Below are 26031 nucleotides of genomic sequence, written 5' to 3' on the forward strand. Positions count from 1 at the left end.
TTCTATATCTGAGCGGTATGAAACAGGTTTTTGACATGGATGATCGCGCGCGACTGCCCTGGCGGTTCTTTGGCGCATTCGGTTCTGTTCTTGCGCGCGGTTGACGCTGTCGTTTCCGCACGCCTTACGACTACTGACATTTTATATGGGAGAGGACGATGTCCCCCAAAACGCTATACGATAAAATCTGGGATGCGCATCTTGCGCATGAAGCTGAAGACGGCACCTGCCTGCTTTATATTGACCGCCACCTGGTGCACGAAGTGACCAGCCCGCAGGCCTTTGAGGGTTTGCGCATGGCCGGCCGTCAGGTGCGCGCGCCCGAAAAGACAATCGCCGTGCCTGATCATAACGTGCCCACGACTGCTGGCCGCGAGGATCCCAAAAACATGACCGAGGACAGCGCTATCCAGGTTGCTGCACTCGACTCGAATGCCAAGGAATTTGGCATTCACTACTATCCTGTCAGCGACGTTCGCCAAGGCATCGTTCATATTGTGGGTCCTGAACAGGGCTGGACACTGCCAGGCATGACAGTTGTTTGCGGGGACAGTCACACCGCGACCCACGGTGCTTTTGGTGCCTTGGCACATGGTATTGGGACGTCCGAGGTTGAACATGTTTTGGCGACACAGACGCTGATCCAGAAGAAGTCCAAGAATATGAAAGTCGAGATTACCGGCAAATTGCGTCCCGGTGTCACCGCCAAGGACATCACACTGTCGGTGATTGGTGCAACTGGTACGGCTGGCGGTACTGGTTATGTCATCGAGTATTGCGGCGAAGCGATCCGTGATCTGTCTATGGAAGGTCGGATGACGGTCTGCAATATGGCGATCGAAGGTGGCGCTCGCGCGGGGCTGATCGCGCCGGATGAGAAAACCTATGAATACTGCAAAGGCCGTCCACACGCGCCGAAAGGTGCCGAATGGGAGGCTGCGGAAGCTTACTGGCGCACGCTGTACACCGATGAGGGCGCACATTTCGACAAAGTGATCACGCTGAAAGGCGAAGACATCGCACCGGTTGTGACTTGGGGCACATCACCCGAAGACGTATTGCCGATTACCGCTGTTGTCCCGGCCGCAGACGATTTTGACGGTGGGAAAGTCGGTGCTGCGCAAAGGTCGCTTGACTATATGGATCTGACGCCTGGCACGCCTTTGTCTGAAATTAACATTGACACGGTCTTTATCGGATCTTGCACCAATGGTCGTATTGAAGATCTGCGCGCCGCGGCTGCAATCTTGAAGGGCAAGAAGAAGAAGGACGGGCTTCGGGCAATGGTGGTACCCGGTTCCGGCCTTGTGCGCGCACAGGCTGAAGAAGAGGGACTGGCGCAGATATTCATCGACGCAGGTTTTGAATGGCGCCTTGCGGGGTGTTCGATGTGTCTGGCGATGAACCCTGACCAGCTGGCACCGGGCGAGCGTTGCGCAGCCACATCTAACCGCAACTTCGAAGGACGGCAGGGACGTGGCGGGCGTACGCACCTGATGTCACCGGCGATGGCCGCCGCTGCCGCCATTACCGGCAAGCTGACCGATGTACGGGAGATGATGTAATGCAAAAGTTCACGAAGCTCAGCGGTATTGCCGCACCGATGCCTTTGGTCAATATCGACACTGACATGATTATCCCAAAGCAGTTTTTGAAAACAATCAAGCGCTCTGGCCTTGGCGTAAATTTGTTTGACGAGATGCGTTACGATGATGATCGCAATGAAATCGCGGACTTTGTGTTGAACAAGACGCAGTATCGCGATGCGCAAATTCTAGTCGCTGGAGACAATTTTGGCTGCGGTTCTTCACGCGAACATGCGCCGTGGGCGATCGCTGATTTTGGGATCACATGTGTCATTGCGCCGTCCTATGCAGACATCTTTTACAACAATTGCTTCAAGAACGGCATCTTGCCAATTGCGCTGCCGCAAGAGCAGGTTGATGTGTTGATGAAGGACGCCGAAAAAGGATCGAATGCACGAATTGAAGTAGACCTCGAAGCGCAAACAGTCACGTCTTCGGACGGAGAGACGTTCAGTTTTGAAGTCGGTTCATTCAAAAAGCATTGTCTGATGAATGGCCTTGATGACATCGGTCTGACGATGGAAAAAGCGTCGTCAATCGACGCTTATGAAGCGAAGGCGAGTGCTGAACGTCCTTGGGTTTAGGCGAACTTAGGTACACCAAAATGGGCCGCTGTGTTGAGCGGCCCATTTTGTTTGTCCACTGTTATCGTTTCCAGATTTGCACCACTCCCCCGCCTTGTGGTGTAAAAATACAGCAGTTGGGTGACATTCTCGCATCAGTTGATCGACAAAAGCACGGTGAAAGACCGTTTGAGACGGCCGCCGGTTGATGCGAAGCGCTTGATTTGATCAGGATCATAGCAACAATAAAGTTGCCCGCTATGTTGTGTGAAAGGGTCCGATGAGTTGACCGCCCGCAGCATGTAACGGCCTACAAGGGGAAAGAGTGCAGTGCTATCTCGACTGCCAGGAGCATTGGTGAGAGCCATATTGGTCGTGATGTTGATCGTCATGCCATACTCCCTGCTGCCCAGCAGTGAGACCGACAACACCCAGATCATTGTGCTAGTGGCGATCTTTGGCGCGCTTTTTACAATTGTCGAGTATAGTTCAAGCAGTCCAAGCCTCGTGGAGTTCCGGGATGCGCCGCCGTTCAATCGGGTGCGTTTTTCTGCTCTTTTCGCAACTGTGCTTTGCCTGTCCGTTATCTTTCGCGGCAATGATGCGCCGTCGTGGGTGTCAGAGTACTTTCAAAATAGCGGCAGCGTAATTGGTCAAACAATCGATTTTCCATATTCGCCTGTCAGATTGATGGTGTTGATGATGCCTGACGGCACTGACCTGTCCGTGGTGAAACGGCTACGTGATGCTGCGGGTCTGAGTTACCTTGTATCGGTCTTTTCGGTCATTTGGTTCGTGATCTTGCTGCGCCTTTATCACTGGCCACGTCGTACAGGTGCCTTTAACGTCTGGATCAATCTACCGACCTTTGACCCTACGGCCGGTGGAGATGTCGTCAAACGCCTGCAACGCGACGGTCGCATTAACATTATTTTAGGATTTCTGTTGCCCTTCTTGGTGCCAGCGATTGTTAAGCTTGTGGCCGCTCTTGGCACCCCGATTAACCTTGATAATCCACAAACCCTGATCTGGACGGTCTCTGCATGGGCATTTTTGCCAGCAAGTATCTTAATGCGTGGTGTCGCGCTCAGCAGGGTCGCGCAAATGATCGAGATGCAGCGCAGCAAGGCATCCGATCGATAGTACGGCGAATCGCGTGCATCATTTCGGCGTTCAGTATATTTGCTACGCCCGTTCAGCCCGACACGCTTCGTATCGCGACCTTCGCCGCGCCACTCAGCAGAGATGGTCCGGGCTTGCTATTGCGTGACATTGATCGCGGGAACGATCCGCAGATCTTGGCCGTTCGGGATATCGTTCGCCATATTGGTCCCGACATTTTGGTTCTTACTGATTTTGATTATGACCTCGATAACTTTGCTCTGACAGCATTCGCCGCCCTGTTTGGCGCGGCCTACCCGTTTCAATTTTCATTGCAGCCGAACGCGGGTGTTGCTTCAGGTCTTGATCTGGATGGGAATGGGCGCCTTGGCGATGCCCGGGATGCTTATGGATACGGACGTTTCGCGGGTGACGGCGGTATGGCTATTCTATCGCGCTATCCCGTTGATATATTTGGAACTGTTGGCCTCTCCACGTTTCTTTGGCGGGATTTGCCGGGCGCCACTTTGCCAAAAACGGTGTATGGCCCGTTTCCATCTGCCGCAGCGCAGGAAGTGATGCGACTGTCTTCGACCGGGCATTGGATTGTCCCAATCAAACTCGCCGATGGGCATGTTCTGTCGCTATTGGCTTTCTCGGCTACACCGCCCGTGTTTGATGGGGAAGAGGATATAAACGGTCTGCGCAATCGGGATGAGTTGCGGATGTGGCAGATTGTTTTGGACGGCGGTTTTGGACCGGCTCCGGACAGCTTTGTTTTCGCGGGCAATACCAATCTTGATCCAGATGATGGGCAAGGTTTTTCCGACGTCATGGCGCGGTTTCTTGATCATCCGCAGCTGATTGATCCACTGCCGGGCAAGGATACCGCAGATTGGCCAGAAGCCGGCCCCGGCGATCTGCGGGTCAGTTATGTTCTGCCGTCAAAGGATTGGAGGGTTGCCGATGCCGGGGTCTTCTGGCCTACGCCAGAAGACCCTTTGCGCACCTTAGTTGGCGACGACGGCTTGGCGGCTGGCCCGCACCACCTTGTCTGGGTCGACATCAGCCGGTAGTCCGGCCAGCATCACAACTTCCAGATTGGTTGGTTCAAAGTCTGGCAGGAGTGCGTCAAACTTGGCCGACCCGATCCGATGTGGCATCTCGTAGAGGTAGCGCATTTCACGCATTTCGCGGGCAAGTTCCCAAAAGGGACTCAGCACGATCATTGCCCACCAAGGCAGGCGATTGATGCTGACAGACCGCCCGGTATGTTGCGTGACAACGCGCTGAAGGTCGGCCCCCGTGAACGCATGACCGGGAAAGGGTACATCCTCGAAACGGCTAAGTTCAGCGCGCCGTTCCGCAAGCTTCACTGCGGCACGTCCCCAATCGGGCACGTAGGCATAGGCTTGCATCGCATCAGGGTCACCGGCGGTTGTGATCTTGTCCTTACGGATGTCTCGCATCATCAGCATGCTCATGATGTCGCCATTGCCGTCGGGGTCAATGAAATTGCCTGCGCGCAACACAATGGTCTGAACACCGGATGCGCGATAGCTTTCTTCCATTTGCACACGCACACGCCCTTTTTTTGTGTGGGGTGTTTGCGGTGTATTTTCGTCCAAAGTCCCCGGTTGATCGCCGAAATTATAGATGTTGCCGGGAATGATAACCGTTGCGCCGCTTGCTCTGGCTGCTGCAATCACTTGATCGGTAATCGCAGGAATAGTGTTCTCCCAATCATGGTACGCGGGCGGGTTTAGGCCATTGACGATGACATCAACACCGACGGCTGCTTTTTCCATGTCCCCGCTTTTGCGATCGTATTGGCGAACCTCCCACCCTGCGTCCCAGAAGGCATCGGTGGCACGGCTACCGATCTTGCCTGACCCACCGAGAATAAGAACGGTCTGTTGCATCTGATTGCTCCTTTGGTTTCGGTTGGTGGGAATATGCGATAGGTTCTATGCTAAATAAATTGCTAGATTGCGCAGATCATGTATTCATAAATGAATGGGTAAGTCATTTGAAACACTGGATTGGTCGCTGGTACAAACCTTTCTTGCGGTCGCGGAAACCGGCAGTTTGTCGGGTGCCGCGCGGCAGCTGGGAACCAGTCAACCCACCCTCGGCCGTCAGATAAAAGCCATCGAGGCGCAGCTTGGTGCAGAGTTGTTTCGCCGCCAGCCGCGTGGCTTTGCCTTGACACAGACTGGCGCCGAATTGGTTGCGCCCGCCAAAGCCATGCATGATGCAGTGCGCCAGATCGCGCTCAGCGCCGCCGGCCAGCAGGCGCGTCTGGATGGCACTGTGCGGATTACGGCAAGTGTAGCGACGTCCGCCATGCATCTGCCGCCGATCATCGCCAGGATCCGCAAGCTTGAACCGGAAATCGCGATTGAACTGGTCCCCAGCGACGACACCAGCAACCTGCTTTTTCGCGAGGCCGACATCGCCGTCCGCATGTATCGACCAACGCAGCTTGACCTTGTGACACAGCATATCGGGGATATTGAACTTGGTGTGTTTGCGGCAAAGACATATCTCGCAGAGCGCGGAACGCCTCTATCGCTTGATGGTATCGCGGAGCATGACTTCGTTGGTTATGACGTTCACACCCACATCATTGACGGTATGGCCCGTGTGGGTGTGCAAGTTGATCGGGATTGGTTCAAGGTACGCTGCGACGACCATATCGCTTATTGGGAACTCGTCCGCGCAGGTTGCGGCATTGGGTTCGCGCAAACCAATGTCGGGCGCCTTGATCCATTGGTCGATGAATTGATGAAGGATATTCATATTCCTCCTCTGTCCATCTGGCTGACGGCCCACGAAGCGATGCGACAAACCCCGCGCATTCGCCGTATTTGGGATCTGTTGGTGGATGGGTTAAGGCCCTTGGTATCTTGAACCCCGCGCGCCATCGCGCTAGGGGCTTTGCAACATATTCCAGCAAGGACCTGACCCATGGCAAACCCTTCCCTTTTGATCCTCGCCGGTGACGGCATCGGCCCCGAAGTCATGGACGAGGTGAAGCGGATCATTCGCTGGTTTGGCGACAAGCGGGACCTGACTTTTGATGTCTCCGAGGATCTTGTTGGCGGCGCTGCCTATGATGCGCACGGCGTGCCCCTGCATGATGACACGATGGCCAAGGCGCAAGAGGTTGATGCGGTTTTGCTGGGCGCCGTTGGTGGGCCAAAATACGATGTTTTGGATTTCAGCGTAAAGCCAGAGCGCGGGTTGCTGCGTTTGCGCAAGGAAATGGATCTATTCGCTAACCTGCGCCCGGCGCAATGCTTTGACGCTTTGGCCGATTTTTCTTCTTTGAAGAAAGACCTGATTTCAGGCCTCGACATTATGATCGTGCGCGAACTGACGTCCGGGGTCTATTTTGGCGAACCGCGCGGGATCCATATCGAAGATAACATGCGCGTTGGCGTGAATACCCAGCGTTACACAGAGGCCGAGATTGAGCGCGCTGCGCGTGCTGCCTTTGATCTTGCGATGAAGCGGGGCAAGAAGGTTTGTTCCATGGAAAAGGCCAATGTCATGGAGAGTGGTATCCTTTGGCGCGATGTCGTGACCGAAGTGCATGCGGACTATCCTGAGGTTGAACTAAGCCATATGTACGCTGACAACGGCGCGATGCAGCTGGTGCGTGCGCCCAAGCAGTTTGACGTTATACTGACTGACAACCTGTTTGGTGACATCTTGTCTGATTGCGCCGCGATGCTGACTGGATCGTTGGGCATGTTGCCATCTGCGTCGCTTGGCCTGCCAATGGCCAATGGTCGTCCAAAGGCGATGTATGAGCCGGTACATGGCTCTGCCCCTGACATCACTGGTCAAGGCAAGGCGAACCCCATTGCCTGTATCCTTAGCTTTGCAATGGCGCTGCGTTATTCCTTTGACGAGGGTGCAGAGGCGGATCGTCTGGAATCTGCGATCGAAAAAGTGCTCGCGGATGGTGCACGCACCGGTGATCTGATGGGACCAGAGGGTGGCACACCACTCAGCACCACCGAAATGGGCGATGTCATCCTCGCAGCACTCGACGCGAGCCTCTAACATGTCTCCGAATGCCAAAGGTGCGTTGCTTGCGTTGCTGGCCTTTGGCATCTTCTCCTCTCATGATGTTGTGGTAAAATTTCTGGGCGGGGTCTATTCCCCGTTTCAGATCGTGTTCTTTAGTGTTTTACTGAGCTTTCCGCTGGCGATGGTCATGATGATGCGGGACGTCAAGCCAGGCACATTGGTTCCTGTTCATCCGTGGTGGCTGGCCTTGCGCACCATTGCCGCGGTCATCACCGGGGTTTCGGCATTCTACGCCCTTTCCGTCCTGCCTTTGGCGCAGACCTATGCGATCCTCTTTGCGTCGCCTCTTTTGATCACGATCCTGGCGATCCCGGTGTTGGGTGAAACGGTGCGCTTGCGCCGCTGGTTGGCGGTTCTTGTGGGCCTCGCCGGCGTCATGGTCGTCTTGCGGCCCGGCCAAACAGATTTGACGCTGGGCCACCTTGCCGCACTTGCGGCAGCTATCGGTGGGTCGCTTGCTTCTATCGTAGTGCGCAAAATCGGATCCGAAGAACGCCCTGTCGTCATGTTGCTTTATCCGATGATGGTGAACTTTGTGGTGATGGCGTGCGCGTTGCCGTTCGTTTATCAACCAATGCCAATTGAACATCTGGGGTTGCTGGGTGTCATCGCGACATTCGCCTGGATCGCCAGTCGTCTGGTGATCGCCGCCTACCAAGCGGGTGAAGCTGCGATTATCGCGCCTATGCAATACAGCCAGATTATCTGGGCGAGTATCTTTGGCTACCTGTTTTTTGATGAGGTCATTGATCAGGCGACGGCCATCGGGGCTGGGATTATCATTGCCAGCGGTCTGTATATCGTCCTGCGCGAAAGCAGTAGCGGTATGTCTGAGAATACGCCGGTGCTGCGCACACGTTCGCGCTCAGAGACAGCAACGACCCCACGCGTTTCGCTGTTCATGCGGATCGCAGGCAAAACGCCACCGCGTCAGGATTGACTACATCGCCGCTTCAGGCGGCGCAAAGCTATGGGCATTCGCCCGCTTCCAGCGTTCGCGGTAGATTGGGTTATCGTCGCCATCGTCCAGCAAAAAACCTTCGCGCATGTAGGTATAGACATCAGCGGCCTCCGTCATTTGCCCATCAGCTTTGCGCGTCATGAAATGATAGGGCAGGAACCCGCAAGGATCATCCAGACCTGCCGCACCCGCCATCTCGCCCAAGGCTTTCAACGTGTTGGCATGGAAACGCGCGACGCGTTTGCTCTTGTCGTTGACGTTCAGGGCCGCCTGGCGCACCGGGTCTTGCGTGGTCACGCCGACTGGGCAGTGGTTCGTGTGGCAGGCCTGGGCCTGAATGCAACCAATAGCGAACATATAACCGCGCGCCGAATTGCACCAATCGGCACCTATGGAAAGCGCCTTGGCAATATCAAAAGCGCTGACAACCTTGCCCGCGGCACCGATCTTGACCTGATCGCGAATGCCCGCACCGCGCAAGGTGTTGTGCACAAAGGTCAGACCCTCGACCATGGGCATCCCCACATGATTGGCAAATTCGAGTGGGGCCGCCCCGGTGCCGCCTTCTGTACCATCGACCACGATAAAGTCAGGAATGATTCCGGTTTCGAGCATGGCCTTGACCATGCACATGAACTCACGCCGGTGACCGATACAAAGCTTGAACCCGATAGGTTTACCGCCGGAAAGTTCACGCAGCTGGCCGACAAATCGCATCAGTTCCATTGGACCAGAAAATGCGCTGTGGCCTGCCGGCGAAACGCAATCGACACCCATTGGAATATCCCTTGCTTCGGCGATTTCCGGTGTAATCTTGGCGGCCGGCAACATACCTCCATGTCCGGGCTTGGCACCTTGACTGAGTTTAATCTCGATCATTTTGACCTGATCGTCGGCTGCCTGCTTTGCGAACTTGTCAGGGTTGAATGTGCCATCGTCGTTGCGGCAGCCAAAATAGCCTGATCCGACTTCATAGATCAGATCGCCGCCGCCGTCACGATGGTAGCGGCTGATACCACCTTCGCCGGTGTCATGGGCAAAACCGCCCATCTTTGCGCCCTTGTTCAAGGCCGAAATGGCGTTTGCGGATAATGATCCAAAGCTCATCGCAGAGATGTTGTACAGTGATGCGCTGTAGGGTTTTTTGCAGTTCTCACCGCCGACTTTCACCCGGAAATCTGTGTCTTCAAAGTGGGTTGGCTGAACTGAATGGGTCAACCAAGAATAGCCGGCCTCGTAGACACGCTCGTGGCTGCCAAAGGGACGCTTGTCTTCGGCACCCTTAGCCCGTTGGTAGACCAGCGATCGTTGTTCCCGGCTAAAGGGCTGTTCTTCCTGATCGCCTTCGATCAGATACTGGCGAATTTCCGGGCGAATTTTTTCGAACAAGAACCGGATATGACCAAGCACCGGATAGTTCCGTACGATAGCGTGGCTGGTCTGGTTGACGTCCCTTATCCCAACAACTGTGAGCGCTGCAAAGACGATAAATAGTGCAAAAACCCAAGGTGCCCAGAAGCCCACGACAAAGCAAATCACGGCCATAGTGGCGACAAATGCAAACGTCGCATAGCGCTGCAATGAAATCAATTCACGCAAAACCAACCCTCCCTAGTTAGGGGTACAGTAGGCCGCTGATTTGATTAACGAAAGACTCATTTCGCGCGATTTCATTCACAACACGGTGGCGGGCCGATCAGAATTCTACGGAAACACCGGGCAAGTCGAGCGCTTTGATAAGGTCCCGTAACTCCTGACGGGCAGCCACATTCGAGATATTCATCCCCTTCACGCCAATATCCCGCAGGTCCAGCAGGGTCAGGCCACGGGGGAAGAGTTCGCGGAAAATGACGCGTTCATTGAAACCGGGGGCGGTGCGAAACCCGATCCGTTTGGACAATTTCGCAATCGCGCGTTCCATCTTTTGCTTGTTGACCATGGCCTGCGCGCCCATGCGGTTGCGGACAACGACCCAGTCGATGGGCTTGAGCCCCGCCTGACTGCGTAGCTGCCGGGCATTCCACACCATTTCGGAATAAACCGATGGGCCCGTGATCTCTTCTCCGTCGCTATCGACATGGGCCAGCAGGTCAAAATCAATGAAACTGTCGTTCAGAGGGGTAATCAGCGTATCGGCCAAGGAATGGGCGACCTGGCTCAGACGGGTATGCGAGCCGGGGCAATCAATGAGGATGAAATCAGAGGTTGGTTCCATCTGTCCCACGGCCATCGACAGGCGATGATCAAATGCGTTTTCACCGGGTTTCAGGGTGTTTTGGTCAATCTCCGGCAGGTCGTGATAGTATGGGGTGGGCAAATCCAACCCCTTCTTCATCAAGAAAACCTCGCGGTTTCGCACATAGCGTCCCAGTGTTTTTTGACGCAAATCCAGATCTAGCGTGCCGACTTTATGGCCCATCCGCGCCAATGCAGTTCCGACGTGCATCGACACAGTCGACTTACCTGCACCGCCCTTTTCATTGCCGACAACAATAATATGCGCCACTGGACGATTCCTTACCATTCAAGCTTTAGAAAACTATATGATGTGGCCCGGGTGAGGGAAAGCACAAGGAACACGTCGCAGCGTCTTTTTCCACAAGACTTGACAGAAGCGACTGCAACCCTCATGTCACGCTCAACCGACGCATGCTGCCGCGTGAGCAGAGCGGGGCCGGATAGGTCTATTCGCAAGGCGTCGTTGAAACTTCAGGTTCCCACATCACGCAGGGGGTCCCGCGCCACATCGGCGCCCGGACAATGCGGTCTTGGCTGTCAGCATATTGGCGCAACCTTGCACCGGTTTCACGGCATCCTGCTGTGGGCCAAATGATATGCGCGGGCCAAAGGCTCGCTTACAGATTAGGATACTCCTTTATGGATTTCGACATGCTGGGCCTTGCGCCCCGACTGATTAACGTACTCAAAGAACAAGGGATCACCAATCCCACCCCGATCCAGACCCAAGCCATCCCGCACGCCATGAATGGCCGCGATGTGATGGGTCTTGCGCAGACAGGCAGCGGTAAGACCGCGGCCTTTGGTTTGCCGATGATCCATGCACTGATGAAGGCAGGGGTGAAGCCAAACGGCAAGACGGCACGTGGTCTGATCCTCGCGCCGACACGCGAACTGGCCAAACAGATCGCCGACAACCTGACCGCCTACACCAAAGGCAGCCATTTGAAAGTGGCGCTGGTCGTTGGTGGGGCAGGGATCGTTGCCCAAACCAAACGGCTTGCAGGTGGTGTCGACCTGCTGGTCGCCACGCCGGGTCGTTTGATTGACCTGCTGGATCGCCGTGCCGTGCGCTTGGACGAAACCATCTATCTGGTGCTGGACGAGGCCGACCAGATGCTCGACATGGGATTTATCCACGCACTACGCCGTATCGCACCGCTGTTGGCGAAAGACCGTCAGACGATGATGTTCTCGGCCACAATGCCGAAACTGATGGGTGAGTTGGCAGGCACCTACCTGACAGACGCTGTGCGTGTGCAGGTGAACCCTCCCGGTCAGGCCGTCAAAAAGATCAACCAATCTGTGCATTTCGTGGCGCAAGCCGCCAAGACCGACCTTTTGATCGAGTTGCTGGATAAACACCGGGACGAGTTGGCGATCGTTTTTGGACGGACCAAACACGGCTGTGAAAAACTCTATAAAGTGCTTGAGAAAAAGGGCTTTGCCGCCGCTTCCATCCACGGCAACAAATCCCAAGGGCAACGCCAACGCGCGCTTGAGGCTTTCAAGGCAGGGAAAACCCGCGTTCTGGTGGCAACAGATGTGGCGGCGCGCGGCCTCGACATCCCCGATGTGCGGTTCGTCTACAACTACGACCTGCCAAACGTGGCTGAAAACTATGTGCACCGCATCGGCCGGACAGCACGCGCCGGTGCCGATGGCAGCGCCGTCGCATTGGTTGCACCCGATGAGATGATCGAATTGAAAGACATCGAAAAAGCGATGAAAGATACCATTCCTGTCGCATCAGGGCGCGAATGGGAAATCCAGCCCGGTCAGAAAAAGCGGCCTAACGGCGGTGGCCGTCGCGGTGGTGGTGGCCAGCGTGCTGGCGGCAAGCCGGGCGGCGGTCAAGGGAAACCCGGCGGGCGTCGTCGCGGCGGCGGCGGAAACCGGTCGCGCGGGCAGTCTGCGGCGTAGAAATAGTTGAGAACGTGAAAAACGAAAGGCCACCCGAGTTTCAGGTGGTCTTTTGCTTTGAGCGTGTGGCGGCCAAGAGCCAAAATAGACATGAGCCATTCAGCAATCTAATGTGGACCTGACTATGGAAACCGCATGATCGCACCTACATTGTTGCAACTACAAAAATGGCGACCAGGGTCAGTTCTTGGTACTGTTCTGGCCGTCAGCTCGCTCTCGCATTCAACTGCTTTTGCTGAGATCAAAGAAACTGATGGGGTAATAGGCATCAAGTTCGACTGCTCAGTTCAATCATCACAAGGCGAAGTTCTCAAAATAATGGCCGGTCTTGATGGAGAAGATCAAGTCTCATTCAAGATCAATGGGATAGGTGTTACTGGGGTTCTGTTATCTCAAGCCAACATTCATGCGCCGACGATAGGGTTTGCTGCGTCTACTTTTGAGGGAAGCGTCTACACGTTGGTGATCCATAGGGCGTTAGTTCGACCGTATCCAGATGGCTTTGAGCCAACCATTCCACCCGCTACGTTGACCGTTCAATGGACTGACCAAGACATAACACCGGTTGTGGATGTATTCTTGGGATATTGTCTGGTTCATGAGTAGTCTTTAATGTCCGAAACGTCCGGCATCGGCCAATTTTGCGAGAGGCGTGAATGGCTGCTTTCTCATGATCACGAAAGACTTGTAAGTTGATCAAGATTGACGGAAGTTTTAGATCTGTGACGAAAGAGGCGTAACAAACGATTGCTAATATGGCTGTTCAGCTAAATTTGGGAAGGGCAGGTGGCTAGTGAGTGTTCGTGTAGTTAATTTGGCGGCTTGTACTGTTGGTTTGATTTTGTTTTCTATATTGATTGGTTTTTATTTGGGTCCCAGCCCTAGGCTTCTCCCCACACCAGTTTTGGTGGAGATGGTGCGACTGCCGAGCGCATTAGCCGGCGGTGTTTTAGGCGCGGCGTTCGTAGGCCTACTCGCAAAGCGGATTCAAATGGGACTTGTCGCTAATTATAAAAAGCCAAGCCTGTTCAAAGTTATTTTGCTGACGACTCTTGCTATAGTAATGAGCAGCTATGCGACGTCACGCACTTTCGTTTCTTTTGGCGCGCAGATTCTCGTCCATGATGCCCGCGAACCTCAAACAATAACCAGCGTAATCGCATCAAGTTATTCGTCGCGTCGTACTGTCGACGGATGGCGTCTTGCATACGGTCACCGCCTACCCATGCCATTGAGTAATGTGCTCAATTGCGTCGCAATGGGTTCTCAGATCGAAATTTCGGGACAAGGAAACAGGTTCGGCCTGATAATTGACCAGATTATTGTGACGGACCGGATATATGGTGATCAGCTGCTATTCGATTTTGTAAAAGACAACGGCCAAATGCCTCAGCGCTGCGCTTAAGAAGACATTTCCGCAATTTCTACAAATGGCAACTTCGTTCCGCCAACCAGACATCTCAAAAGAAAAACGCCGCCCCAAATAGGAGCGGCGTTTCCAAATGTCATAGGTGAAACCCACGCGGCTCTTAAAAACCAAGACCAGCGTATTTGTTCTTGAACTTGGACACACGGCCACCGGCGTCCATCAAGCGAGTGGAGCCACCGTTCCATGCAGGGTGCACGGATGGATCAATATCCAACGACATCACGTCGCCTTCCTTGCCCCATGTGGATTTCATCTGCACCACTGTGCCATCGGTCATTTTGACGTCGATGATGTGGTAGTCGGGATGCGTATCTTTTTTCATGAGCAACGATCCTTATGCTTGTGCGCCCTTGGGCGCTTTGTAGTTGGTGACCTCTGCGATACGTGCGGATTTACCGCGACGCGAACGCAGATAGTACAGCTTGGCGCGACGCACGCGACCACGGCGTACAACCGTGATGCTGTCGATGTTGGTGGAATGCAGCGGGAAGACACGCTCCACACCTTCGCCAAAGGAAATCTTGCGCACTGTGAAAGACCCGGCAATACCTTTGCCGTTCTTGCGGGCGATGCACACGCCTTCGTAGTTTTGCACACGGCTGCGTGTGCCTTCGGTCACTTTGTAACCGACGCGGATGGTGTCACCCGCTTTGAAGTCAGGAATATTCGCGCCAAGGGCTGCGACTTGTTCCGCTTCGAGTTCTGCGATCAGGTCCATCTGAAACGCTCCTTATGATGCTTGCGGTTATCCGCAATGTTTGTTCGCGTGGCCCAGAGCTCTGTGTCGTTTCCGGGTCTAGTCGCCTGCCCGCCAGAGATGCGTCATCGTTTCTTTTTTGTGATCGTCCGGCCTGTCTGGTGAGGGGTGCACCAACGAAGGTGCTCTCATGATCCAAATGGTTCCATAAACCAACACCCGGAATCAGCACAGCCGACCGAGAATGCTGCCGTATAAGCGGCTGGGCCCAATGGATCAAGGGGTCTTAGGGCGCTTTACGTGGCGGTTATTCGGTGTGACATGGGCGAGTGTCCCATCGCCATAGGATTTCACGACTTCCGAGATCACAACATGAAATCCGCCGTACCATTTCTGATACTGCGCCTTGGCCTCAAGGTGTAGCGGATGGCTCGAAAACGCCCGCAACGCTGCCTGATCCTGCCAATAGTAGATTGAGTTCTTCTTGGCTCCATCAGGCGTGACCCAATTCTCTTTGCCCAAAAACCCCGGGGTTGCCTCTGCCGCTTCAGCGATCAACCCATCCAGACGAAAGAACTCTGCATCCAAACCGGTTTCTGTAAATATGAAACTCGCACTTAGCATCACGATACCTCCATCATCTTTCTATGTCCCATGAAACTTCGGGGTGAGGCGCAGCCGAGGGGCAGCGCCCCTATTTCTTCTGGTACCTGTCCCACAAATCAGGCCTGCGGTCCTGCGTGATCTTCTCTGACATCTTACGGCGCCATTCCGCTATCTTGGCGTGGTTGCCGCACAAAAGCACCTCAGGGATTGGAAGTCCTTGCCAGTCAGCGGGTTTGGTGAACTGCGGATGCTCCAAGAGCCCGCTCGAGAAACTCTCTTCAACGGCGCTTTCTGCATTCCCCAGCACGCCCGGTAACAAGCGGACAGTGGCATCAATCATCGCCTGTGCGGCAATCTCGCCACCCGTCATGACAAAATCCCCCAGGCTGACTTCCTGAATGCCAAAGTGGTGCAGCACGCGTTCGTCCACACCTTCAAAGCGGCCACAAAGCATCGTCACCCCATCCATCCGTGCCCAATCGCGGGCCATCGCCTGATCAAACGGGCGGCCACGCGGCGAAAGATAGACGAGAGGTGCGACGCCCTTCGTGCCTTGGCGCGCATCCGTGATGGCCTTCTCCAGCACATCAGCACGCAGCACCATGCCAGCACCACCGCCAGCAGGCGTGTCATCGACATTGCGGTGTCTGCCAATTCCATATTGCCGTAAGTCGTAGGTCTGTAATTGCCACAGTCCATCCTGCAAGGCTTTGCCCGTCAGGCTTTCGCCCAGCACCCCGGGGAAAGCCTGCGGGAAAAGCGTGATGATCTGCGCTGTCCAGCAGCCGGCGATGTCGGGCGCATCCGTCATCAACGCGCGGGGTTTCACTGTTGGGCGGACGGCGATGCGGCCGTGGGATTTAGAGGCTGATTTCATCGCCGTGTCTTTCTGTGGTCGGACAGCAACTTTTGTTTGGCGGCGTCCCGCGGGCCTTTGTCGCTATGCGCTCTGTTCAGGGCTAAAAGATCAGCCTGAATGTGAGGTGGCAAGGCCACATTTTTTGGTGGAGGAATGTGCAGGGCCGCGCGCGCGGCCATTGGAATAAGTGCCATATCCAAAAGCGGGGTTGCCGGCCCTTGTGGCTGACCAGCACTCTCTGCCAGCCTCATGCTGCTGACGGTGACGTTGGGACAGGCCGCTGCGATCGCGCTCACAATGCCGGTCAGGTCTGCGCCGATGGATTGCGTGGCCACATATTCGTCAAGATCGAGCGCAAGGCTGCTATGGCGCAAGTGATGGCCGTAACAACTGCGCATCCAGCCGTCTCGATCCCGGATGGACAGATAGATGTAAACCGGGCCCAGCGGCAGCAAGGCTCCAGCGAGCAGCTGCATGAGCTCCGTGGCATGTGGATAGCCAACGCGCCCTGCGCGACCGGGGATGGCACCGCAAAGATCTTCGGCACTAATGATGATGGACCGGGGATCTGACGGGTCCCATGATGCCACCGCTGACACCAGCGTTTTGCGCAACTCCGCCAGATGCGCACCAGACGGAGTGCGCGCATATCGCTGGGCATTGTCACAAAGAGCGGGCAAATCCTCTTTCAACAGGATCTGGGTCCAGGGCATGAGGGTCTGGCGACCTGCGGCCAGCGTCGCCTGAACAGTCGATGTACCGGTTTTGTGAAACCCGGGGTGCAGAATAATGCGGCGGCCCTCAGCCTGTTGCATCGGGGAAAAGCCCCTCTGGCGGATCGGCAATGATACGGCCGCTGGCCAGATCAACAGTCGGAACAGCGGTGTGAGTAAATGGTAATAACACAGTGTCGCGCGCGCCGGGCACCACAACCTCTAACAGATCACCCGCACCGTGATCCATAACATGCTTGACCGTTCCAAGGGTTGCGCCCCCGGTATCAAGTACGCAAAGCCCGATCAGATCGGCGTGATAGTATTCGTCGTCCGGCAAAGACGGCATGAGATCACGATCAGCATAGAGATCGACATTGCGCAGGGCATCTGCGTCTTCCTTTGTAATGACACCGTCAACGCGGGCCGTGAAGCCATTCTTCAGCTGACCGGTCAGCACAATCTGCGTGAACGCGCGCCCGTTGTCAGTGTACAAAGGTACATAGTCAGCAATCGCTTGCGGATCTGCGCAATAGGACTTCAGGCGCACTTCGCCATGAACACCAAATGCGCCGCTGATGGCCCCAACAATCACCCGATCTGTCATTTGCTTAAATCCATTCCGACACAGATGCTTTCTACCCACAATCCACCGCCGTTTTCGCAGGTCTCCTGACGGCCTTCCCGTTCAAACAGCATGCCTGCCACAAAGGCGAACATCACAAGGATGATGGTGCGCAGCAAGCGAAACATGGATGGCGCCCTCGCGTGATGGAAATGTTGCCCCGGTGATCACCGGGGCAACATACTGAAGGCCTACTCTTCTGCTTTTGCTTCTTCAGCTGGTGCTTCTTCGGCCGCAGTTTCTTCGGCAGGGGCTTCTTCGATCGGTACTTTTGCGGCTTCTTCCGCGGCGGCGACCTTCGCTGCCTTCTCTTCTGCGCGCGCCTGCGCCGCCTTGCCAGGTGTACCCTTCTTGGGATTGCTACGGTCTTTCTTGGGCAGCTCGCCTGCGGCTTCCAGCATGCGGGATACGCGGTCAGTTGGCTGTGCGCCTTCGCCCAACCAGTATTTCACGCGCTCCATGTTCATTTTCACGCGCTCTTCGCTGTCTTTGGGTAGCATGGGGTTATATGTGCCCAGCTTTTCAATGAAGCGGCCATCGCGCGGCATGCGGCTGTCAGCAGCCACAATTGCGTAAAATGGACGTTTCTTTGAGCCGCCACGGGCCAAACGGATTTTCATAGCCATCAGATAGTCTCCTTAAAGATGATGCTTGTAAGGTGGATCATAATCCACCTTACGATTGGTGTTGTTTGTGGTGTTGGATGACTTCCTCAATAATGAAATTGAGGAATTTCTTAGCAAATTCCGGGTCCAGATCGGCCCGGTTTGCAAGGTCGGTGAGCCGCGCGATCTGGCTTTCTTCACGCGCGGGGTCGGATGGGGGCAGGTCATGTTCCGCCTTCAGGCGGCCCACGGCTTGCGTGTGTTTGAACCGCTCGCCCAGTGTATAGACGAGGATAGCATCTAGCCGGTCAATGCTCTCGCGGTGGCCCTTCAGAACCTCGGCGGCACGGGTTGTGGTGTCTGTCATTGGACAAATCCTTGTTCAGAATTTCTGGCGTGGCGATAGACAAGCGTGCCTTCGTCTTCGGGCGCTTTTGCGTCCCGGTCCAAAACCGCCCCAAGCTTTTGCGCCACAGCGATCGAGGCCGCATTACGCTCCCCAATATAGCTGACGATGCTGGGTAGGTTGGTTGTAGCGAATGTATGATCAAGTATCGCGCGCCCGGCCTCGGATGCGATGCCGCGGCCCTCAAACCCGTCATAGATAAACCAGCCACACTCGGGTTCGGGAAAATGCGGAGGATGCACCAGACCGACGCCACCGGCGCGTTGCCCATCCATCTCAATCGCAAGCGTGCCAAAGCCATAAAGCGCCCATGTGGCGATGTCGTTGGTAAACCACGTCCATGCCTTATCGCGGTCAAGCGGTCCGTCCATATGGATCGCACGGTCACTGGCCATGAATGCAGCATAGGCATCGAAATCATCGCGTCGATAGGGGCGCAATGTGAGGCGGTCTGTGTGCAATGTTGGGATCATACGATAGCCTCTGCCGCTTGTGCCATCGCGCGCTTGTCATCAAAGGGCAGGTGCCGGAAGACGATGCAGTTTTCTCCGTCCACCACATCGCGGCGCTCTTCCACGGCGCCCAGACGGGTGGCCAGTGCCAAAGACCGGGTGTTGCTTGGCGAAATCAGCGAGATCAGCGGCTCAAGTCCAAGCGTCCGGCCCGCCCATTCGCGTACCGCGCAAGCCGCCTCAAACGCATAGGACCGCCCTTCGAACCCATCAAACATATGCCACGCCATTTCTGGCTGTGGCCATTCGATATGGTTGATGATCCCGACCCGACCGGTCGCAATGCCCGTCTTTCGTTCGGTCACTGTGAAAAACCCGTAGCCGTGCCACTGCCAGTGTCCGATCCCGGCAATAAATCCGCGCCATGCATCACGCTCTGTACCGGGCCCACCCACGGCCGCCATCCGCGCAGAGCCGGTGACCCACGCGGTGAACGCCGCGAGGTCCCGCTTTTGCGGGCCGCGCAGAACAAGCCGCGCTGTTATGAGGGTGGGGGCCGGGGTCATTTTAGATGCAGCATCCGCATTGGGTCGCAGAGGGCAGGATGCCTCCGGCGGAAGTTTGATTGGACATAGAAAGACGGGGGACTGGCATGGTTTGGGTCATTTCTTTTTCCCAAAGCCAGAGAGCCCGGGGGCAGTTGCATGCCGCCGCCGCCAAGACCGGGCATGCCGGTTGGCATCTTGCCTTGCAATGCTTTGGCCGCTTCCGCCATCGCCTTGGGGTCATTCACGTCGGGCATGCCGCCGTCAGGACCGCCTTTGCCGAACATGCCCTTCATGGCCTGTTTCAGCATCCCGCCTTTGCCCATCTTCTTCATCATGTCGGCCATCTGGCGGTGCTGTTTGACCAGCTTGTTCAGTTCTGACACTTCGAGGCCGGCACCTTTCGCGATCCGCTTCTTGCGGGAGGCCGCCAGCAGATCAGGGTTGGCACGTTCTTTTTTTGTCATTGAGTTGATCAGTGCAATCTGGCGTTTCAGAATGCTGTCATCCATGCCAGCCGCAGCCATCTGTTTTCCCATCTTCGCCGCACCGGGCATCATGCCCATCATGCCTTCCATGCCGCCCATTTTCATCATCTGCTCAAGCTGCATCTTGAGGTCGTTCATGTTGAAGCGACCCTTCTGGAAGCGCTTCATCATCTTTTCGGCTTGTTCGGCCTCAATCGTTTCCTGCGCCTTTTCGACCAGCGCGACGATATCGCCCATGCCGAGGATGCGCCCTGCGATGCGTTCTGGCTCGAACGTTTCAATCGCGTCCATCTTTTCGCCAAGACCGACAAAGCGGATTGGCTTGCCCGTGATCGCGCGCATCGACAGCGCCGCACCACCGCGCCCGTCACCGTCCATCCGGGTGAGGACCACGCCGGTCACGCCGATCTTGTCGTCGAATTCTTGTGCGACATTCACCGCGTCTTGGCCGGTGAGCCCGTCAACGACCAGCAGCGTTTCGCGCGGGTTGGCCACGTCACGGACGGCGGCCGCTTGCGCGATCAGTTCCTGATCAATGTGCAACCGGCCCGCAGTGTCGAGCATATAGACGTCATAGCCGCCAAGGCTGGCTTGCGTCTTGGCACGTTTGGCGATGGAAACGGGGTCTTCGCCTTTGACAATCGGCAGCGTGTCTACACCAATCTGTCCACCCAAAATCGCCAATTGCTCCATCGCAGCGGGACGGTTGGTATCAAGCGAGGCCATCAGCACGCGCTTGCCCTCTTTTTCTTTCAGACGTTTGGCCAGTTTGGCCGTCGTTGTCGTCTTACCAGATCCCTGCAAACCCACCATCAGGATCGGTGCTGGCGGGTTGTCGATCTTCAGCGCGCCGGGGTCTGCGTCGCCGGTCAATACATGTTGGAGCTCATCATGGACGATCTTGACGACCTGTTGGCCGGGCGTGATCGATTTGGTGACCGCCTGACCGGTTGCCTTTTCTTGTACCGCTTTGATGAAATCACGTGCGACGGGCAGCGAGACATCCGCCTCAAGCAATGCCACCCGCACTTCACGCAATGCGGTTTTGACGTCATCATCCGTCAGCGCACCTTGCTTGGTCAGCTTGTCAAAAACACCGGATAGGCGTTCGGATAGATTTTCAAACATTGGCCAAGGCCCTCGTCATTTTTTCGGTTGCCCCACGTATATAAGGACGCGAAGCGAAAAGCAGTAGCGCCCCCGTGGGCGCGACGCGCTGACGGAGGGCGATCCCCTATGATTGGGGACCGGAAAGCTGATGCTATCCGGGTGTTGAGGAGCGTCTACGCTCGGATTGCGCGCGAGTCAATATTGCATGCGAGCCAGTCGTTGATGACCTTTACCCCTTGCTCAGCACCTGGCCCGCCTGAATAAACCTCTGTCACGGGATGTGTGCCAGCGTCCATCCCGCCATCAAACTCCAGCGCGATGCGATAGATCATATCGCCCTTTCCGTTAGGGGTACTTTGTAGTTCCGCACACTTTAGGTGCTCAAGTTTGTGTTGCACTCGGGTCCGTTTGAGAAAGGTCGCATGCCGTGCTTCCACCAAGTTGCGTTCGCGATCTAGCAGGAGATCGTCACGACGGACAAGGTAGACGGTAAAGTAGACCGCCACCGGGACCATGAGACCTAGCACGATGACTGCACGATACCAGTCGCCAGCCAACAGAGCATTCAAACCGAAGCCTATATTACCAAGTACAAATAGGCAGAGCACTATCCCGAGCAACCATGGCACGGAACTGAGGATCAATTGTTGGTCAGTGTTACGAACAATCTTCATCGAGGGCAGCCTAGGCGCTACACCTTAGCGGATCAACCCGATGGTCTGGTTGCGATACGCGTAGGCCACCGTGCCGGTCCCGACCATCAACAGCAACATATGCCAGTAAGGTGGGCCGACCCAGATCAGGAGGGCGTTCAGCCCCACAATCATCGTCGCCAGCAGCAACAGCCCTGCGATACCTTCCAGCCCGCGCCGCCATAGGAGGGCTGCGCCAATGACCTCGATTGATCCGGTGATGTAGCGGGGGAATTGGCCAAAGCCGATGGCCTCGTAGATGGCCACGTCGGTGCTGAAACTGCCCAGCTTGCGCAGGCCGAAATAGAGAAAGGCCAGCGTGAGGGCGGCGCGCAGGGCAATCATGAGGTTGAGATTACTTTTCATGACATCTGACCTAGTGCTGTGGTTGCAATGTCCAATCGTCACTTGATTGCGGGCGCTGGATCAGACGGGCGCATTACAAGATCACGACCGTGTGACAACCATCGACCAGCGCGTTCTCGCCCTGCTTTTTGGCGACAATCAACTGCCCTTCGGCAGTGCATTGCTCAATGACCCTACAACGAATTTTTTGCCTGTCAGCCGTCCCTTTGGTCTTGCTCTAACCCACGCACATGGCGGGCAATCCTGCCCGATCATGTAAGACACCCTGTTCGCACCTGAATTGCGGTTTGGACAGTTAACGTCCCCAAAAAGGAGTGCATTCAATGACACCAATAATCAACAGAATTATCGGCACCGAAGATGCTGATACCCTTGAAGGAACAGAAGATAACGATGTGATCCGCGGGCTTGCCGGTGACGACAATATTCGCGGCGGTGCTGGCGATGACTTGATCACGGGTGGTGCCGGGCGCGATCGGATCTTGGGCGACGACGGCGACGACATTATTTGGGATCCAACCGGTAAAGATGTTATCACGGGTGGTGACGGCAACGATGTGCTGATTGGCGGCCTTGTCATGAATGGTGACGGTGGCGATGACGTGTTGATATCGACCGGTGTCGCGGAAGCCGTGACGCTTCTGGGCAGCGCTGGTAGCGACACGATGATCGGGTCTGACCGCACCGCGGAAACCTATGTCTACACGCAGTTTTTGGAACAAAGCGTGCCTGATGCGCCCGATACCATCTTTAACTTTCAAAGTGGTCAGGATGTTTTCGATTTCGGTGGCGAACAGGCCAGTGTCTTGTTCATTGGCGAAGAAGACTTTTCAACGACAGATGACTCTGTGACTGAGGCGCGGTTCGTTGACGGGCGGCTGGAGTTTGACATGGACAATGATCAGATTGCAGATATGGCCATCCTGTTACCCGGTGTTGAGACACTGACAGCGGACGATTTCTTTTCGATCTGATGCGGTTCGCCAACAAAAAGGTGCGCGGTTTCGCGCACCTCTCATCCACCCTCATGCTGTTCTTGCGACAACATCCTTGGCAACATGGACGGTAATATCCTCGACGCCAATGAATTGTAGAACTTGGCGCAGATGTGGTGTCGCAAAATCCGCCGCGCTATCGACGGGAACGCCACCCGATGCCACCGCAACCACGGCCTTTTTCCCTTTGAATAGTCCCACTGGACCGTTTTCGGTGTAGGCGAATGTCACTTTAGGGCGCGCGATCAGATCGATCCAAGCTTTCAGGGCCGCCGGCATTCCAAAATTGTACATCGGCATTCCGATCAAGATCACATCGGCTGCCTTTAGCTCTTCGATTAGCGTATCAGATAATGCAAGCACCGCGCGGTCGGCGTCGGAAAGGTCGGACTGCGGGATCAGACGGGTGGTGATCCACGCCGCGTCGATTTGCGGCAAAGGTGTCTTCGCGACATCGCGGGTGATTGTCTTTGTAGGTGAGAGGTCCCCTAACAGCTTTTCTGTCGCTGCACGACTGACCGACCCATCCAAAGTACCAGAGGCGTCGATGTGTAGAACCGTGGTCATGTGCTTGCTCCTTATCAGGTCGGAAACAGAACTATTCCCTTGCGCTGACGAACGAAATACCCGAATTTCAACAGGATATGTTTACCAGCGCACAGGGTGGTCAATGGATAACTGGGATGAGATCAGGACGGCCTTTCAGGTTGCCCGTAAGGGAACCGTAAGTGGGGCGGCAGAAGAGTTGGGGGTGCACCATGCGACGGTCATTCGTCACATTGATGCCCTTGAGCAGCGGTTAGGTGTCAAACTTTTCCAGCGCCACGCGCGCGGTTACACAGCGACGGAAGCGGGGCAGGATCTGTTGCAGGTGGCCCAGGCCACCGATGATCAGTTCACGCAGCTTGCTGGGCGTATCAAGGGACAGGGAGAGGGTGTCTCTGGCGATCTTGTTGTGACGTCCTTGGGGATGGCTTCGCGTATGTTGACGCCTATATTGGTCGATTTTCAGGCAGAGCACCCGGAGGTGCGCGTTCGATACCGGACCGGTGACCGGGTGTTTCGACTGGAGTACGGCGAGGCGCATGTCGCGATCCGGGCAGGCTCAATGCCCGAAGAGCCCGACAATGTGGTACAGCCCTTCATGCAACAACAAATGGCTTTGGCTGCTTCGGACAAATATATTGCTCGGCATGGGCTGCCCCAAGACGAAACCGATCTTAAGAACCATTACTTTGTGGCACATGACAGTGAAAAGAGCAGGGCACCGTTTGCTGCTTGGCTGCGTGAAATGGTGACCGATGACCGGTTCATCTACCGCGCCACCGAGAACCGGAATATGCAGGATGCAATCGTTGCTGGGGCGGGTATCGGATTTGTGTTGGCGCAGGAACTGGCCATCCATCCAGAGTTGACAGAAGTCATTCCACGTCGCGAAGAATGGGCTGCACCGCTTTGGATTGTGACCCATGTTGACCTGCATCGCACGACCAAGGTGCAGTCTTTCCTACGGTTCCTCAAAGACCGCATCAAAACGCTGGAGGTCTGATGCCTGCGGCACGTGCCGGGCATCTGGCGATGCTCTTATTTTCGCTTTTGGTGGCGGGATCGTTTGCTTTGGGATCGCTGGCGGCCAATGAGATTGCCCCCAGCGCACTAAATGCTGTGCGCTTTTGGATCGCGACCGTCATTATTGGAACGGTGGTGCTGGTCCAGGGGGGCGTACCGCGTGCCGCAGCCAACGCACCATGGCGCTATGTTGTGCTGGCTGCGTTTTTTGCGACCTATTTCGTCTTGATGTTCGAGGGGCTGAAGACTGCGCCGCCGGTCAGTGCCGCTGCGGTGTTCACACTGACCCCCATTCTGACGGCAGGCTTTGGTTGGCTGTTGCTGCGTCAAATCCTGACCCCGCGCATGGCGGTCGCATTGCTGATCGGCGCGCTGGGCGCGATCTGGGTGATCTTTCGCGCGGATGTCGCGGCCATTGCCCGGTTCGAGGTTGGACCGGGTGAGATGATCTATTTCTGGGGCTGTATGGCCCATGCGGTCTATACGCCGTTGGTGCGCAAGTTGAACCGCGGCGAAACGGCTGTGATCTTCTCGTTTGGTGTACTGCTGGCAGGGTCGCTGATGCTGACGCTTTGGGGGTGGTCTGCGATTGTTGCGACCGATTGGGCGGCCCTGCCGGCGATCGTTTGGATTACAATTGTCTATACGGCCGTCTTTGCCAGTGCGGCGACGTTTGTTTTGCTGCAGTTTGCGACCTTGCACCTGCCCAGTTCCAAGGTCATGGCCTATACCTATCTGACACCATCATGGGTGATCGTTTGGGAACTGGCTTTGGGGGTGGGCCGCCGCCGGCGCCGGTGTTGGCGGGGCTTTTGTTCACAATCATCGCGTTGGTTTTGTTGCTGCGCGAGGAGTGAGGTAAGGTGGATCATGATCCACCTTACCTGTCCAACTCCTGTGACAAGAAGCTTTCAAAGGCGTCCAGATCAATCGCTTCCATCTGGCCAAATGCCTGCATCCAGACCGAGGCTTCGCGCAAAGCATCTGGTTCCAGTTTGCACCATTTTACCCGCCCACGTTTTTCCTGAGAGACCAAACCTGCGGTGGTGAGTACGGTCAGATGTTTTGAAATTGCCGCCAGTGATGTCTCAAAGGGTTCGGCCACATCCGTGACTGCCATATCATCCTCTAACAGCATTGCGAGAATTGCGCGGCGCGTCGGATCGGCAAGGGCCGCAAATATCGTGTCGAGCGGTTGGGTCATGGCGCCAAGTCCTAGCAACCAATGCACGCGCAGGCCAGCTTTTCATAGCAACGGGCGATCATTCGATTCAGATGGCCAGACAAAGCGATGCCGCTCAAGTTCGGCTTTGGTCAGGCCAATATCACGTGCCGCATGGTTACTTAAAGACTTGGGCATTTTGGTGCGGTCTTGGCGAAGTAACTTGGCCAAACGGATCC

General features: G+C 55.7%; 31 protein-coding genes and 2 pseudogenes. 14 read left to right on the top strand and 19 right to left on the bottom strand.

From position 1 onward, the window contains the following. Nucleotides 1-158: 158 nt before the first annotated feature. The 4 genes from leuC (at nucleotide 159) to ACZ1G5_RS12565 (ending at nucleotide 4326) form a co-directional block, all read left to right on the top strand. Nucleotides 159-1565, top strand: a complete 1407-nt coding sequence (gene leuC, locus ACZ1G5_RS12550) for a 3-isopropylmalate dehydratase large subunit (RefSeq protein ID WP_472733163.1) — start codon at nucleotides 159-161, stop codon at nucleotides 1563-1565. After that, a complete protein-coding gene (gene leuD / locus ACZ1G5_RS12555; protein ID WP_472733164.1) occupies nucleotides 1565-2170 on the top strand; it encodes a 3-isopropylmalate dehydratase small subunit in 606 nt (201 codons plus the stop codon). Before leuC ends, leuD begins: the two co-directional genes overlap by 1 nt. Nucleotides 2171-2506: 336 nt before the next feature. After that, nucleotides 2507-3292, top strand: a complete 786-nt coding sequence (locus tag ACZ1G5_RS12560; RefSeq protein ID WP_472733165.1) for a hypothetical protein — start codon at nucleotides 2507-2509, stop codon at nucleotides 3290-3292. Nucleotides 3293-3411: 119 nt separating this feature from the next. Beyond that, the gene (locus tag ACZ1G5_RS12565) at nucleotides 3412-4326 is read left to right on the top strand and encodes an endonuclease/exonuclease/phosphatase family protein (RefSeq protein ID WP_472733166.1); all 915 of its coding nucleotides are present in this window, start codon (nucleotides 3412-3414) and stop codon (nucleotides 4324-4326) included. Here the strand turns inward: ACZ1G5_RS12565 and ACZ1G5_RS12570 are convergent. Continuing rightward, complete coding sequence (locus tag ACZ1G5_RS12570; protein WP_472733167.1) at nucleotides 4261-5172, bottom strand: NAD-dependent epimerase/dehydratase family protein; 912 nt, start codon at nucleotides 5170-5172, stop codon at nucleotides 4261-4263. The genes ACZ1G5_RS12565 and ACZ1G5_RS12570 overlap by 66 nt on opposite strands. Nucleotides 5173-5266: 94 nt before the next feature. Here ACZ1G5_RS12570 and ACZ1G5_RS12575 point away from each other — a divergent pair, with 94 nt between their 5' ends. From ACZ1G5_RS12575 to ACZ1G5_RS12585, 3 genes are read left to right on the top strand one after another with little or no spacing between them, the layout of a single operon-like run. Beyond that, complete coding sequence (locus ACZ1G5_RS12575) at nucleotides 5267-6163, top strand: LysR family transcriptional regulator (RefSeq protein ID WP_472733168.1); 897 nt, start codon at nucleotides 5267-5269, stop codon at nucleotides 6161-6163. A 57-nt stretch (nucleotides 6164-6220) separates the two neighbouring features. After that, nucleotides 6221-7324 (top strand): 3-isopropylmalate dehydrogenase, encoded by a 1104-nt coding sequence (leuB, locus tag ACZ1G5_RS12580; protein WP_472733169.1) that lies wholly within the window; start codon nucleotides 6221-6223, stop codon nucleotides 7322-7324. 1 nt (nucleotide 7325) lies between these two features. Then, on the top strand, nucleotides 7326-8291 hold the full coding sequence (locus tag ACZ1G5_RS12585) for a DMT family transporter (RefSeq protein WP_472733170.1): 966 nt from the start codon (nucleotides 7326-7328) through the stop codon (nucleotides 8289-8291). Here the strand turns inward: ACZ1G5_RS12585 and ACZ1G5_RS12590 are convergent, their stop codons facing one another. Both ACZ1G5_RS12590 and ACZ1G5_RS12595 read right to left on the bottom strand, forming a co-directional pair. Further along, nucleotides 8292-9857 carry an FMN-binding glutamate synthase family protein gene (locus ACZ1G5_RS12590; RefSeq protein ID WP_472734328.1) on the bottom strand — a complete coding sequence of 522 codons (1566 nt, stop codon included), beginning with the start codon at nucleotides 9855-9857 and terminating at the stop codon, nucleotides 8292-8294. Between the two features lie 151 nt (nucleotides 9858-10008). Beyond that, the gene (locus tag ACZ1G5_RS12595; RefSeq protein ID WP_472733171.1) at nucleotides 10009-10818 is read right to left on the bottom strand and encodes a division plane positioning ATPase MipZ; all 810 of its coding nucleotides are present in this window, start codon (nucleotides 10816-10818) and stop codon (nucleotides 10009-10011) included. Nucleotides 10819-11189: 371 nt separating this feature from the next. Between ACZ1G5_RS12595 and ACZ1G5_RS12600 the strand changes: the two genes are divergently transcribed. The 3 genes from ACZ1G5_RS12600 (at nucleotide 11190) to ACZ1G5_RS12610 (ending at nucleotide 13878) form a co-directional block, all read left to right on the top strand. After that, nucleotides 11190-12473, top strand: coding sequence for a DEAD/DEAH box helicase (locus ACZ1G5_RS12600; RefSeq protein ID WP_472733172.1), 1284 nt, complete (start codon nucleotides 11190-11192; stop codon nucleotides 12471-12473). A 135-nt stretch (nucleotides 12474-12608) separates the two neighbouring features. Continuing rightward, nucleotides 12609-13079: a hypothetical protein gene (locus ACZ1G5_RS12605; RefSeq protein WP_472733173.1), complete on the top strand. Its 471-nt coding sequence runs from the start codon at nucleotides 12609-12611 to the stop codon at nucleotides 13077-13079. A gap of 187 nt (nucleotides 13080-13266) precedes the next feature. Further along, complete coding sequence (locus ACZ1G5_RS12610) at nucleotides 13267-13878, top strand: hypothetical protein (protein ID WP_472733174.1); 612 nt, start codon at nucleotides 13267-13269, stop codon at nucleotides 13876-13878. Nucleotides 13879-14002: 124 nt separating this feature from the next. On the opposite strand, the gene rpmE is transcribed toward ACZ1G5_RS12610, so the two are convergent. From rpmE to ACZ1G5_RS12680, 14 genes and pseudogenes are all read right to left on the bottom strand, one after another. Next, nucleotides 14003-14224: a 50S ribosomal protein L31 gene (gene rpmE, locus ACZ1G5_RS12615; RefSeq protein ID WP_472733175.1), complete on the bottom strand. Its 222-nt coding sequence runs from the start codon at nucleotides 14222-14224 to the stop codon at nucleotides 14003-14005. A 12-nt stretch (nucleotides 14225-14236) separates the two neighbouring features. Next, nucleotides 14237-14620: a 50S ribosomal protein L19 gene (gene rplS, locus ACZ1G5_RS12620; protein ID WP_472733176.1), complete on the bottom strand. Its 384-nt coding sequence runs from the start codon at nucleotides 14618-14620 to the stop codon at nucleotides 14237-14239. Nucleotides 14621-14875: 255 nt separating this feature from the next. Then, the gene (locus tag ACZ1G5_RS12625) at nucleotides 14876-15223 is read right to left on the bottom strand and encodes an antibiotic biosynthesis monooxygenase family protein (protein ID WP_472733177.1); all 348 of its coding nucleotides are present in this window, start codon (nucleotides 15221-15223) and stop codon (nucleotides 14876-14878) included. A 70-nt stretch (nucleotides 15224-15293) separates the two neighbouring features. Next, a complete protein-coding gene (gene trmD, locus ACZ1G5_RS12630; protein ID WP_472733178.1) occupies nucleotides 15294-16082 on the bottom strand; it encodes a tRNA (guanosine(37)-N1)-methyltransferase TrmD in 789 nt (262 codons plus the stop codon). Then, nucleotides 16079-16879, bottom strand: a complete 801-nt coding sequence (locus ACZ1G5_RS12635; RefSeq protein WP_472733179.1) for a hypothetical protein — start codon at nucleotides 16877-16879, stop codon at nucleotides 16079-16081. Before ACZ1G5_RS12635 ends, trmD begins: the two co-directional genes overlap by 4 nt. Beyond that, nucleotides 16866-17384 carry a ribosome maturation factor RimM gene (gene rimM, locus ACZ1G5_RS12640; RefSeq protein ID WP_472733180.1) on the bottom strand — a complete coding sequence of 173 codons (519 nt, stop codon included), beginning with the start codon at nucleotides 17382-17384 and terminating at the stop codon, nucleotides 16866-16868. Before rimM ends, ACZ1G5_RS12635 begins: the two co-directional genes overlap by 14 nt. Beyond that, complete coding sequence (locus tag ACZ1G5_RS12645) at nucleotides 17381-17530, bottom strand: hypothetical protein (protein ID WP_472733181.1); 150 nt, start codon at nucleotides 17528-17530, stop codon at nucleotides 17381-17383. Before ACZ1G5_RS12645 ends, rimM begins: the two co-directional genes overlap by 4 nt. A gap of 63 nt (nucleotides 17531-17593) precedes the next feature. After that, nucleotides 17594-18028: a 30S ribosomal protein S16 gene (gene rpsP / locus ACZ1G5_RS12650; protein ID WP_472733182.1), complete on the bottom strand. Its 435-nt coding sequence runs from the start codon at nucleotides 18026-18028 to the stop codon at nucleotides 17594-17596. Between the two features lie 49 nt (nucleotides 18029-18077). Further along, nucleotides 18078-18374, bottom strand: a complete 297-nt coding sequence (locus ACZ1G5_RS12655; RefSeq protein ID WP_472733183.1) for a chorismate mutase — start codon at nucleotides 18372-18374, stop codon at nucleotides 18078-18080. Further along, a complete protein-coding gene (locus ACZ1G5_RS12660) occupies nucleotides 18371-18886 on the bottom strand; it encodes a GNAT family N-acetyltransferase (protein ID WP_472733184.1) in 516 nt (171 codons plus the stop codon). The genes ACZ1G5_RS12655 and ACZ1G5_RS12660 overlap by 4 nt, the downstream gene beginning before the upstream one ends. Further along, nucleotides 18883-19431: a GNAT family N-acetyltransferase gene (locus tag ACZ1G5_RS12665; RefSeq protein WP_472733185.1), complete on the bottom strand. Its 549-nt coding sequence runs from the start codon at nucleotides 19429-19431 to the stop codon at nucleotides 18883-18885. The genes ACZ1G5_RS12660 and ACZ1G5_RS12665 overlap by 4 nt, the downstream gene beginning before the upstream one ends. A gap of 96 nt (nucleotides 19432-19527) precedes the next feature. After that, nucleotides 19528-21026 (bottom strand): annotated as a pseudogene (ffh, locus tag ACZ1G5_RS12670) (signal recognition particle protein). A gap of 155 nt (nucleotides 21027-21181) precedes the next feature. Further along, nucleotides 21182-21682: a hypothetical protein gene (locus ACZ1G5_RS12675; protein ID WP_472733186.1), complete on the bottom strand. Its 501-nt coding sequence runs from the start codon at nucleotides 21680-21682 to the stop codon at nucleotides 21182-21184. A 24-nt stretch (nucleotides 21683-21706) separates the two neighbouring features. After that, the gene (locus tag ACZ1G5_RS12680; RefSeq protein ID WP_472733187.1) at nucleotides 21707-22066 is read right to left on the bottom strand and encodes a hypothetical protein; all 360 of its coding nucleotides are present in this window, start codon (nucleotides 22064-22066) and stop codon (nucleotides 21707-21709) included. Nucleotides 22067-22157: 91 nt separating this feature from the next. On the opposite strand from ACZ1G5_RS12680, the gene ACZ1G5_RS12685 reads away from it, so the two are divergent. Further along, entirely contained in the window at nucleotides 22158-22325 is a 168-nt protein-coding gene (locus ACZ1G5_RS12685; RefSeq protein WP_472733188.1) for a hypothetical protein, read from the top strand. A 64-nt stretch (nucleotides 22326-22389) separates the two neighbouring features. Then, nucleotides 22390-23040 (top strand): calcium-binding protein, encoded by a 651-nt coding sequence (locus ACZ1G5_RS12690; RefSeq protein ID WP_472733189.1) that lies wholly within the window; start codon nucleotides 22390-22392, stop codon nucleotides 23038-23040. A 51-nt stretch (nucleotides 23041-23091) separates the two neighbouring features. On the opposite strand, the gene ACZ1G5_RS12695 is transcribed toward ACZ1G5_RS12690, so the two are convergent. After that, nucleotides 23092-23628 (bottom strand): FMN-dependent NADH-azoreductase, encoded by a 537-nt coding sequence (locus ACZ1G5_RS12695; RefSeq protein WP_472733190.1) that lies wholly within the window; start codon nucleotides 23626-23628, stop codon nucleotides 23092-23094. Between the two features lie 103 nt (nucleotides 23629-23731). Here ACZ1G5_RS12695 and ACZ1G5_RS12700 point away from each other — a divergent pair, with 103 nt between their 5' ends. Further along, nucleotides 23732-24610, top strand: coding sequence for a LysR family transcriptional regulator (locus tag ACZ1G5_RS12700; RefSeq protein WP_472733191.1), 879 nt, complete (start codon nucleotides 23732-23734; stop codon nucleotides 24608-24610). Next, nucleotides 24610-25487: pseudogene (locus tag ACZ1G5_RS12705) on the top strand (DMT family transporter). Before ACZ1G5_RS12700 ends, ACZ1G5_RS12705 begins: the two are co-directional and overlap by 1 nt. Before the next feature lie 23 nt (nucleotides 25488-25510). Here the strand turns inward: ACZ1G5_RS12705 and ACZ1G5_RS12710 are convergent. Then, nucleotides 25511-25834, bottom strand: a complete 324-nt coding sequence (locus ACZ1G5_RS12710) for an ArsR/SmtB family transcription factor (protein WP_472733192.1) — start codon at nucleotides 25832-25834, stop codon at nucleotides 25511-25513. Between the last annotated feature and the right edge of the window lie 197 nt (nucleotides 25835-26031).

It is taken from the genome of Yoonia sp. JB2-21, from assembly GCF_055693545.1.